Genomic DNA, 10,239 nt, shown 5'->3' with positions numbered 1-10,239 from the left:
TCTCGTCCGCGAGGCGGTGCCCGTGCTGCTCGCCGCCGGCCGTGCCGCTGCTGCCGCCGCGGTGCTCGACCGGCTGCCCTCCGCGTACCGGCGCCGCGGGCGTTTCCGGCTGCTGCGAGCCCAGGTGCTGCTGGCCCAGGGCGACACGGCGGCGGCGCGCGCCGTCTTCGACGAGGGCTTCGAGGTGGACGACCTGCGCGAGGGCGACGAGGTGCTCGGCGAGACGTGGGCGCAGGTCAGCGACGAGCCGCTGCCCGCTCGGTACGACTTCCGGATGCGCCCGGCCTGAGCATACGGGCCCCGAACGGGCAGCACGAGCACGGGAAACAGGCACGTCCGGCGGCACCGATGCCCTGCTGTCCCAGGGCACAGCGGCCGGTGCGTACGGGGAAACGGGCAGATGCGGTCATGATCCCGCCGGTACTTGGCCTGGTCCCCCTCCTTGTGGAGCTGTACAACTCTGCACACGGGCCCGAACGGGCAGTTCCGTGACCGTACGGAGAGGGAGGAGCGGCGTCATGAGCGCGGAGGAGCGTCAACGGGAGATCGTCGGGGCCGCCCGGCGAAGCGGCTCCGTGGACGTCGCCGAGCTCGCCGCCGAGCTGGGGGTGGCGAAGGAGACGGTCCGCCGTGACCTGCGGGTGCTGGAGTCCCACGGGCTGCTGCGCCGTACGCACGGTGGCGCCTACCCCGTGGAGAGCGCCGGCTTCGAGACGACGCTCGCCTTCCGCACCACGATGCACGTGCCGGAGAAACGGCGCATCGCCGCCGCCGCGGTCGAGCACCTCGGCGAGGCGGAGACGGTCTTCATCGACGAGGGGTTCACGCCGCAGCTCATCGCCGAGAGTCTGCCCCGTGACCGCCCGTTGACCGTGGTGACCGCCTCGCTGGCCGCGGCGGGCGCGCTCGCCGCGGCCGAGGAGATCACCGTGCTGCTGCTCGGCGGACGCGTGCGCGGTGGGACGCTCGCGACCGTCGATCACTGGACGACGAAGATGCTCTCCGGCTTCGTCATCGACCTGGCCTTCGTCGGGGCCAACGGCATCTCCCGCGAACACGGCCTCACCACTCCCGATCCCGCCGTCAGCGAGGTCAAGGCGCAGGCTCTGCGTGCCTCGCGGCGGCGGATCTTCGCAGGCTTGCATACGAAGTTCGGGGCGGTGAGCTTCTGCAAGTTCGCGGAGGTCGGCGACTTCCAGACGATCGTCACCTCCACCGGACTGCCCGCTTCGGAGGCCCACCGGTATTCCCTGCGGGGGCCGCAGGTGATCAGGGCTTGACGACCCGTATCCGTACGCGCCGGCCCCCTCCCGGTCCGGACACCCGCCGCTCCCGCGCATCCCACGCCCGTTTCGCCCTTTTACGACCAGGAGACCGTTCATGCGCACCCGCAGTCGCCTGATGAGGACCCGCGCAGTCATAGGTGTCGCCACGGCCAATGTGCTGCTGGCCTCCTGTGCCGGCGCCGGAAGCCTCGCCACGGGCGGTGACACCATCAATGTGCTGATGGTGAACAACCCGCAGATGGTCGAGCTCCAGAAGCTCACGGCCAAGCACTTCACCAAGAAGACCGGCATCAAGGTCCAGTTCACGACGCTGCCGGAGAACGACGTACGCGACAAGATCGGCCAGGACTTCGCCAACCAGGCCGGCCAGTACGACGTCGCCACGATCAGCAACTACGAGGCGCCGATCTACGCCAAGAACGAGTGGCTCAAACCGCTCGACGGCTACCTCAAGAAGGACAAGGACTTCGACCAGAAGGACATCCTTCCGCCCATCCGCGAATCCCTGAAGGGCGAGGACGGCAAGACCTACGCCGAGCCCTTCTACGGCGAGTCCTCCTTCCTGATGTACCGCAAGGACGTCTTCAAGAAGAAGGGCCTGAAGATGCCCGCCAAGCCGACCTGGCCGCAGGTCGCGAAGCTCGCCGCCGAGGCCGACGGCGCGCAGAAGGGCATGAGCGGCATCTGTCTGCGCGGACTGCCCGGCTGGGGCGAGCTGATCGCGCCGCTGACCACCGTCGTCAACACCCACGGCGGCACCTGGTTCGACGAGAACTACAAGGCGAAGCTGACCGACCCGGGCTTCACCAAGGCCACGAAGTTCTACATCGACCTGGTGCGCAAGCACGGCGAGTCCGGCGCCACCCAGTCCGGGTTCGCCGAGTGCCTCAACAACATGACGCAGGGCAAGTCCGCGATGTGGTACGACGCCACCTCCGGCGCCGGTTCCCTCGAAGCCGCCAAGTCCCCCGTCAAGGGCAAGATCGGCTACGCGCCCGCGCCGACCGTGAAGACCAAGTCCTCCGGCTGGCTCTATAGCTGGGCCTGGGGCCTGCAGAAGTCCTCGCGCAACCAGGACAAGGCGTGGAAGTTCATCAAGTGGGCCTCCAGCAAGGAGTACGAGCGGCTGGTCGGCAAGGAGTTCGGCTGGGCCAACGTCCCGGCGGGCAAGCGCGCTTCGACGTACGAGATCCCCGAGTACAGGAAGACGGCCGGCGCCTTCGGGGAGACCACGCGCAAGGCGATCACCGAGGCCGACCCGCGGAACCCGGGCGTCCAGCGGCGTCCCACCATCGGCATCCAGTTCGTGGACATCCCGGAGTTCTCCGACCTGGGCACCAAGGTCTCCCAGGAACTCAGCGCAGCCATCGCGGGACGCCAGTCCGTGGACGCGGCCCTGAAGAAGTCCCAGCAGCTTGCTGAAGAGATCTCCGAGGAGTACGAGGGGCGAGGACGATGACCGACACCGAAACCGACAGCGGCACCGGGACCGGCACCGGTACGGCGACGAGCGCCGCCACACCGCCCGGCTCTCCCGGCGGCTCCACCGCGCAGTCCGCGCCCGCCGGGGCGCCCCCCGCCAAGCTCCGCGCCTGGGTCACCCGCGCACCCCTGCTGCCCGCGCTGGTCTTCCTGATCATCGTCACGCAGCTCCCGATGGTGGCCACGCTGGTCATCTCCGTCTTCGACTGGAACGCGCTGTATCCGGAGGCCCGTTCGTTCGCCGGGCTCGCCAACTACGGCGAGGTGCTCAGCGATCCGGAGCTGCGCAAGTCCGTGATCACCACGATCCTGCTCACCGTCACCGTGGTCCTCGTCAGCCTCGTGCTGGGCATGCTGCTGGCGCTGCTGCTGGACCGCCGCTTCCGCGGGCGGGGTGCGGTGCGCACGATGCTCATCGCACCGTTCCTGCTGGTGCCGGTGGCCGCGGCGCTGCTGTGGAAGCACGTGCTCTACAACCCCGAGTACGGCCTCTTCAACGGCGTACTGCACTGGATCTTCGGCGACGGCGCGCCCCAGCCCGAGTGGGTACCGGAGATGCCGCTCGGCGCGGTCGAGGCGTCGCTGGTGTGGCAGTGGACGCCGTTCATGATGCTGATCCTGCTCGCCGGGCTCCAGTCCCGGCCGCAGGACGCCGTCGAGGCGGCGTGGCTGGACGGGGCGAGCGCCTGGCAGGTCTTCCGCTACATCACGCTGCCGCATCTGCGCCGCTATCTCGAACTGGGCGCCCTGCTCGGCACGGTCTACATCGTGCAGAACTTCGACGCCGTCTTCACCATCACCTCCGGCGGCCTCGGCACCGCCAACCTGCCGTACACGATCTACGAGACCTTCTACCAGGGCCACGAGTACGGACTGGCCTCCGCGGCCGGCGTGCTGGTCGTCATCGGCTCCATCGTCATCGCCACCTTCGCGCTGCGGGTGGTCTCGTCCCTCTTCCGTGAGGAGGCCCGGTCATGACCACGGCGACCCGTACCGCTTCCGCTCCGCCGCCCGTCGACACCGCGCCCAAGAAGGTGCGTCGCAGGAACGCCGCGCTGGGCCTGCTGGCCTGGCTCGCCGGAATCCTCTTCGTACTGCCCGTGCTGTGGATGGCGCTGACCTCGCTGCACTCCGAGGCCGACGCCGCCACCAACCCGCCGTCGCTGGCGGCGCCGCTCACGCTCGACGGCTACCGCGAGTTCTTCGGCGCCGGGGGAGGGCCGAGCCCCTGGTTCTCCCTCGCCAACTCCCTGACGGCGTCGGTCGTCTCGACGGTGTGCGTGCTGCTGCTGGCGCTGCCCGCGGCGTACGCGCTGTCGATCCGGCCGGTGAAGAAGTGGACCGACGTCCTCTTCTTCTTCCTCTCGACGAAGATGCTCCCGATCGTCGCGGGCCTGCTGCCGATCTATCTGTTCGCCAAGAACTCCGGCATGCTGGACAACATATGGCTGCTCGTCATCCTCTACACGTCCATGAACCTGCCGATCGCGGTGTGGATGATGCAGTCCTTCCTCGCCGAGATCCCCACCGCACTGATCGAGGCCGCGCAGATCGACGGCGCGCGGCTGCCGATGATCCTCACCCGCGTCGTCGCACCGATCGCCATGCCCGGCATCGCCGCGACCTCGCTGATCTGCTTCATCTTCAGCTGGAACGAGATGCTCTTCGCCAGGGTCCTCACGGGGGTGATCGCGCAGACCGCGCCTGTCTTCCTGACCGGATTCATCACCAGCCAGGGACTGTTCCTCGCCAAGGTGTGCGCCGCGTCCCTCGTGATCTCCCTGCCGGTGCTCGCGGCGGGGTTCGCCGCCCAGGACAAGCTGGTCCAGGGCCTGTCTCTAGGAGCCGTGAAATGAAGGCAGCTCTCGTCGAGTCGGTGGGGAAGGTCTCGCTGACGTCCGTGCCCGATCCGACGCCCGGCCCCCGCCAGGTCGTCGTCAAGGTGGCGGCGTGCGGCCTGTGCGGCACCGATCTGCACATCAGGCAGGGCGAGTTCGCGCCGTCGCTGCCGCTGGTGCCCGGGCACGAGTTCGCCGGCGAGGTCGTGGGCACCGGCACCGAGGTGAGCGAGGTGGCCGTCGGCGACCGCGTCGCCGTCGACCCGTCCCTGTACTGCTACGAGTGCCGCTACTGCCGCACCGGCCACAACAACCTGTGCGAACGCTGGGCCGCCATCGGCGTCACCACGGCGGGCGGCGCCGCGGAGTACGCCGTGGCGCCCGTCGCGAACTGCGTGAAGCTGCCGGAGCACGTACGCACCCAGGACGCGGCCCTCATCGAGCCGCTGTCCTGCGCCGTACGCGGCTACGACGTGCTCAAGAGCCAACTCGGCGCCCATGTGCTGATCTACGGCTCGGGAACCATGGGCCTGATGATGCTGGAGCTGGCCAAGCGCACCGGCGCCGCGAGCGTGGACGTGCTCGACCTCAACGAGGAACGGCTGTCCACCGCACGGCGGTTGGGCTGCTCGGCCGCGGCCGCCTCCGCCGACGAACTGGACCGGCCGCAGGGCTGGGACCTCGTCGTGGACGCGACCGGCAACGCCGCCGCGATCCAGGACGGCATCGGACGCGTCGCCAAGGCCGGGACGTTCCTCCAGTTCGGCGTCTCCGACTACGCCACGACCGCGACCATCGAGCCGTACAAGATCTACAACCAGGAGATCACCATCACCGGCTCGATGGCCGTCCTGCACAGCTACGAGCGGGCCGCGGAGCTGTTCGCGGGCGGCGTGCTCGACCCGGAGATCTTCATCTCCGACCGGCTGCCCCTCGACGACTACCCGGGCGCCCTCGACCGGTTCGCCGCGGGGAAGGGGCGGAAGATCGTCGTCGTGCCGTGAGGTACGTGCCGTGAGGCGCGCCCGGGCTCCGGCCGCGGAGGCGAACGGCCCGTCCCGGGCGGTGAGTTGACGGACCCGGGGACGGAGACGGAAGGGGCGGGCCCCGTACGGAACCACCGTGCGGGGCCCGTTCGTCCTTGACCGGACAAGGGCATGACGCCCGCCGACCGTTGCCGACCCCGAAGCCTTCCGCAGGCTCTGACCAAGCCTTTGATGGAGCCCTCTTGAACCTCGGCGCCCTCTCCCGCGACCGCACCGCCCGCTTCGTGTCCGTCGCCGTCGTGGCCCTCGCGGTCTCGCTGCTCGTCTATACGGCCTACGCCGTCTCGTCCGGCGGGCAGGGGCCGCCGCCACCGCCCAGGAAGTGCAGCGCGGCGGCCGGAGCGAAGAACGCCGCCGAGGACGGGCACGACGGGAAGAACGGGAAGAACGGGAAGGACGGGCGGGACGGAAACGACGAGAAGAGCGGAACGGGCGGCGCCGGCAAGGGCGGTGAGAACGCACCGTCCCGGGCCGACTTCGACGGAGACGGTCACACCGACGTGGCCGTCGGCTCACCCGGCGGAGACCTGAAGGGCAAGGAGCAGGCCGGGTACGTCGCCGTGACCTACGGCTCCGGCGAAAAGACCTCCGTACGCTGCGAGTTGGTCACCCAGGACGACGAGGGCGTGCCGGGCGAGGTCCGCGAGGAGGGCGCGTTCGGCGCGGAGGCCACCGCACGCGACTTCGACGACGACGGCTACACCGACCTCGCCGTGACCACCGCGAAGAAGACCGACGACAGCTCCGTGATCATCCTGTGGGGCTCCGCCGACGGCCTCCACGAGGGCACACCCGTCGACGGCGCCGCGTCCTCCTCGTACGACATCCCCCTCGCCTCGGGCGACTTCGACGGCGACGGCCACGCCGACCTGGCGCTCGAACCCGGCTCCGACAAGGGCCTGTTGAAGGGCCCCTTCGGCCGCGACGGCGACCCGGCCGCCACCGACGCCGTCCCGGAGCCGGAGCTGCCCGAGGACCCGACCGACAGCATCCAGCTCGTCGACCTGGTCTCCGGCGACGTCGACGGCGACGGCCGGACGGACCTGGTCTCCTTCCACACCGACGACGACGGCGAATCCGACTGGTCCGAACTGCACTGGCGCGGCAACTACTACGCCGGCGGCAAGGACGGCTTCGCGAAGCCCGACAGCTCACGCGTGCCCGACGGCGAGACGGCCGTCATCGGCGACGTCGACAAGGACGGCCGCGGCGACCTGGTCGTCTCCCCGCGCGGCGAGGACGTCAGCAGGGGCGCGGTCGAGATCGCGTACGGCACCGAGGACGGGCCCGGCAAGCGTACGGAGACCATCGACGCCGACACCCCGGGCGTGCCCGGAGACGACGACGAGCACAACGACGACGACGTCTTCACCTCGCTGGACGCCGGAGACGTGGACGGCGACGGCTACGCCGACGTCGTCGCGGGCGCACCCCGCAGCGGCACCGGGGACGTGAAGTCCGCCGCCGGCACCGTCCTCTTCCTGCACGGCGGCGCCGACGGCCTGACCGGCGAGGGCGCACGGCTCCTCGACGAGTCGGATGTGCAGGCCAAGCCCGAGACCGAGGACCGGTTCGGCGACAGCGTCCGCCTCACCGACGTCGACGGCGACCGCAGGGCCGACCTGTCCGTGGGCGCGCCCTGGGAGGGAAGCGCCCCGGGCGGCGGCCACTTCAAGGGGGCCGCCTGGCTGGTGCCCGGCGGCGACGACGGCCTGCGACCGGACGGCGCCTCGGTCTTCGGCCCGGACGACTTCGGACTCTCGGACGAGGACTCGCCGAGCTTCGGGGAGCAGTACGCGAAGTAGCGCGGGGAGCCCCAAACGGCCCCGGCCGCGGCCCACTTGAGGCCGCGGGCCGCAGGGCGGGGTGGACGAAGAACGAAAAGGCGTCACCCGGCGGACGGCGCTGCGCGGGCCGGGACTCGCGGCGGGGGCGTGGCGCTGGCCACCGGGCCCGGAACCTCGCCGGCCGTGGCGGACCCGCGCCACGCACCTGCCACCGCGGAGCCCGCCCTGATGGGCGGACGACGCTATTTCCCGGACACCCCTAGCCCTCCGCGCCCTGTCGGTCGACGTACTCGAAGACGGCTCCGTCGGGGTGGCGGGCGATGACGCTGCGGCCGATCGGCGTCTCCTTCGGGCCCGCGACGACCTGCGCGCCGACCGCCTCCAGGTCCGCGACGGCCTCGGCGACGTCCTGCACGGCGATCGTCGCCGCGATCTTCCGGAGGATGTCCAGGTGTTCGGCCGGGCCGCTCATCAAGAAGAAGGGCCCCACGGCCGCGACCGACACCGGTCCCTGCTCGAAACGCACCGCCTCGGTGCTCGCCAGCCGCTCATACGCCGGAACTGCCGCGTCCAGATCGTCGACGCAGACGCGCAGTGAAGTCCCCAGAATGTCCATGCCCCGCACCCTAGTTGGCGCTCCGTGGCACGTCAGGCCCGGGCCAGGATCTCCCCGTGCGGCACCGTGAACCAGCCGTCCTCGCGCGCGCCCCACTCGTGCCACGCCTCCGCCAGCGCGCGCAGCCGCTCCGGCGTGGTGTGGCCGCCCTCCACGGCCGTCGCCGCGAACGCGGAGGCCAGCGTGCGTTCCGCCCACAACCCGCTCCACCACGCCCGCTCCTCGGCGGTCGCGAAGCACCACGTACTGGCCGACGCCGTCACCTCCCGCAGCCCCGACTCCCGCGCCCACGCGTGGAGTCGGCGTCCGGCGTCCGGTTCGCCGCCGTTGGCGCGCGCGACGCGGCGGTAGAGCCGCAGCCACTCGGCGAGCGTGCCCCGCGCCCCGGCCGCACCGTCCGCGCCGCCGTCCCCGTCCTCCGAGTCGTCCCCGCCTTCGGGAACGTCCCCCGCCTCGTCCTCGGACGGGTACCAGAACATCGCGCCGTAGTCGGCGTCACGGGCCGCCACGATGCCGCCCGGCGCGCACACCCGGCGCATCTCCCGCAGCGCGCCCACCGGATCGCCGACGTGCTGGAGCACCTGGTGCGCGTGGACGACGTCGAAGGCACCGTCCGGGTAGGACAGCGCATGCACGTCGCCGGTCGCGAAGTCCACGTTGCGCAGGCCGCGTTCCTCTGCGGCGGCCTGCGCCCGCTCCAGTACGCCGGGCGCCGCGTCCAGACCCGTGACACGGCCCTCCGGCACCAGCGCCGCCAGGTCCGCGGTGATCGTGCCCGGACCGCACCCGATGTCCAGCACCCGCATGGCGGGCCGCAGTTCGCCCAGGAGGTACGCCGCGGAGTTCTCCGCCGTACGCCACGTGTGCGAGCGCAGCACGGCCGCATGGTGCCCGTGCGTGTAGACGGCGGTCTCCGCCGCGCCGCTCCCGTCGTGCCCGGCGCCCGAAGGCCCGGTGTCCGAAAGTCCCGTGTCCGAAAGTCCGTTGTCCGAGTCGGCCATGCCCGCAGGTTAGGGCGTCGCGGCGCGGCGGGCCTCCGGCGACCGCCATGCGGACCGGTGTGGCTGATCCGCGCTCGCCTCAGACGTTCAGCGGACGGTAGACCCGCAGCGCCTCGTGCTGCTTGTCGAGGAGCAACCGGCCCGGCGCCCTTGCCACTTCGCCGTCGTAGCTGAGGTGGGTGCCCGGCGGGATGTCGGTGATCACCAGGCGGCGCAGCCGCGTCGTGCTGTGCAGCGGCGAGCGGTCCACGGCGCTGGTGAGGGCCGCGATGAACAGCCGCGTACGGGCCCAGCGTCCGGCCTTGACGATACGGACGTCGAGCATCCCGTCGGCGAGGTCGTGCCGCCGTACCGGCGCCATGCCCACGCGGTAGGCGCAGTTGCCCGCGAACAGCAGCCACAGGGCGCGCTCCTTGCCGCCGAGGCCCGCCTCGACGGGACCGCTCGTACGCAGCACCCGCAACGCCGCCAGCACCCCCGCGGGCCACGGCCCGATGCGGTGCGCCCAGCGCTCGCGGATGCGCACCAGCTCCGGGTAGGCGCCGAGGCTGAAGGTGTTGAGGAACAGCCCCGGCTTGAACTCCCCGTCCGCCAGGGCCGGTTCATTGGACTCACCGGCCAGGTCGGACCGCAGGGAGCCGTGTTGCGGCTGCGGCGTGAAGCGTCCGACGTCCGCGGCGACGGCCTCGCCCGCCTGCACGGCACGGCAGGTGTCGGCGAACTCCTCGATGCCCAGGTCGTAGGCGAAGTGGTTGTGGGTGCCGCCCGGCAGGACGGCCAGCGGGACACCGGCCTCGACGGCGCACGCCGCGGCCGTGTTGACGGTGCCGTCGCCGCCGCAGACGCCGAGCGCGCCGCCCAGCTCCGCCGCCCGCTGCGCCGCGTCCTGAAGCGCCTGCGGAAGGCCACCGGACTTCGGGTCGCAGGTGACGATCTCGGCCTTGGGCAGCATGTTCCGTACGACGCTGAGCGCGGCGGGCTCGGCGGCCTCCACGGGCTCCGCGCCCTCGACGGTCTCGGTGGTCGGCCTCGTGGGCACGCTCGTACCGGACGCGGCGTCGGCGCCGGCAGCGGAGCCGATGCCGGAGCCGAGGGAGTCGTCCAGGCGCGACCCGGACGCCGCGTTGGCCACCAGCACCAGCCCCGCGCCCTCCGGCATCGCCGGGGCGTCGGCCAACGGCCG

General features: G+C 71.4%; 9 protein-coding genes and 1 pseudogene. 7 read left to right on the top strand and 3 right to left on the bottom strand.

Features of this window, described 5'->3' with window-relative positions:
- The 7 genes and pseudogenes from AN218_RS26600 to AN218_RS26570 all read left to right on the top strand — a co-directional run.
- Nucleotides 1–289: pseudogene (locus AN218_RS26600) on the top strand (tetratricopeptide repeat protein); the annotation flags it as partial.
- Nucleotides 290–518: 229 nt separating this feature from the next.
- Nucleotides 519–1,280, top strand: a complete 762-nt coding sequence (locus AN218_RS26595) for a DeoR/GlpR family DNA-binding transcription regulator (RefSeq protein ID WP_070019639.1) — start codon at nt 519–521, stop codon at nt 1,278–1,280.
- A 100-nt stretch (nt 1,281–1,380) separates the two neighbouring features.
- Nucleotides 1,381–2,745, top strand: a complete 1,365-nt coding sequence (locus AN218_RS26590) for an ABC transporter substrate-binding protein (protein WP_070019637.1) — start codon at nt 1,381–1,383, stop codon at nt 2,743–2,745.
- Nucleotides 2,742–3,746, top strand: coding sequence for a carbohydrate ABC transporter permease (locus AN218_RS26585; RefSeq protein ID WP_070019635.1), 1,005 nt, complete (start codon nt 2,742–2,744; stop codon nt 3,744–3,746). Before AN218_RS26590 ends, AN218_RS26585 begins: the two co-directional genes overlap by 4 nt.
- Nucleotides 3,743–4,624 carry a carbohydrate ABC transporter permease gene (locus AN218_RS26580; protein ID WP_070019634.1) on the top strand — a complete coding sequence of 294 codons (882 nt, stop codon included), beginning with the start codon at nt 3,743–3,745 and terminating at the stop codon, nt 4,622–4,624. Before AN218_RS26585 ends, AN218_RS26580 begins: the two co-directional genes overlap by 4 nt.
- Nucleotides 4,621–5,610, top strand: coding sequence for a zinc-dependent alcohol dehydrogenase family protein (locus tag AN218_RS26575; protein ID WP_070019632.1), 990 nt, complete (start codon nt 4,621–4,623; stop codon nt 5,608–5,610). Before AN218_RS26580 ends, AN218_RS26575 begins: the two co-directional genes overlap by 4 nt.
- A 224-nt stretch (nt 5,611–5,834) precedes the next feature.
- The gene (locus AN218_RS26570) at nt 5,835–7,457 is read left to right on the top strand and encodes an FG-GAP and VCBS repeat-containing protein (protein ID WP_070019631.1); all 1,623 of its coding nucleotides are present in this window, start codon (nt 5,835–5,837) and stop codon (nt 7,455–7,457) included.
- 241 nt (nt 7,458–7,698) lie between these two features.
- Here the strand turns inward: AN218_RS26570 and AN218_RS26565 are convergent, their stop codons facing one another.
- The 3 genes from AN218_RS26565 to AN218_RS26555 all read right to left on the bottom strand — a co-directional run.
- Complete coding sequence (locus AN218_RS26565) at nt 7,699–8,055, bottom strand: VOC family protein (protein WP_070019629.1); 357 nt, start codon at nt 8,053–8,055, stop codon at nt 7,699–7,701.
- A 32-nt stretch (nt 8,056–8,087) separates the two neighbouring features.
- Complete coding sequence (locus tag AN218_RS26560; protein WP_079132621.1) at nt 8,088–9,056, bottom strand: class I SAM-dependent methyltransferase; 969 nt, start codon at nt 9,054–9,056, stop codon at nt 8,088–8,090.
- A 79-nt stretch (nt 9,057–9,135) separates the two neighbouring features.
- Nucleotides 9,136–10,239: diacylglycerol/lipid kinase family protein (locus tag AN218_RS26555; RefSeq protein ID WP_275937000.1), on the bottom strand; the 1,104-nt coding region annotated here is incomplete at its 5' end.

The organism is Streptomyces nanshensis (genome assembly GCF_001751255.1).
Classification (GTDB): Bacteria; Actinomycetota; Actinomycetes; order Streptomycetales; family Streptomycetaceae; genus Streptomyces; species Streptomyces nanshensis_A.
Note: the sequence above shows the minus strand (reverse complement) of the source record. Positions and strands in the feature narration are given on the sequence as shown.

What these genes read in the sequence shown, in the direction of transcription:
- AN218_RS26595 (WP_070019639.1), top strand. Translation starts at nt 519, where the DNA reads ATGAGCGCGGAGGAGCGTCAACGGGAGATCGTCGGGGCCGCCCGGCGA.
- AN218_RS26565 (WP_070019629.1), bottom strand. Translation starts at nt 8,055, where the DNA reads ATGGACATTCTGGGGACTTCACTGCGCGTCTGCGTCGACGATCTGGAC.
- AN218_RS26590 (WP_070019637.1), top strand. Translation starts at nt 1,381, where the DNA reads ATGCGCACCCGCAGTCGCCTGATGAGGACCCGCGCAGTCATAGGTGTC.
- AN218_RS26585 (WP_070019635.1), top strand. Translation starts at nt 2,742, where the DNA reads ATGACCGACACCGAAACCGACAGCGGCACCGGGACCGGCACCGGTACG.
- AN218_RS26580 (WP_070019634.1), top strand. Translation starts at nt 3,743, where the DNA reads ATGACCACGGCGACCCGTACCGCTTCCGCTCCGCCGCCCGTCGACACC.
- AN218_RS26560 (WP_079132621.1), bottom strand. Translation starts at nt 9,056, where the DNA reads ATGGCCGACTCGGACAACGGACTTTCGGACACGGGACTTTCGGACACC.
- AN218_RS26575 (WP_070019632.1), top strand. Translation starts at nt 4,621, where the DNA reads ATGAAGGCAGCTCTCGTCGAGTCGGTGGGGAAGGTCTCGCTGACGTCC.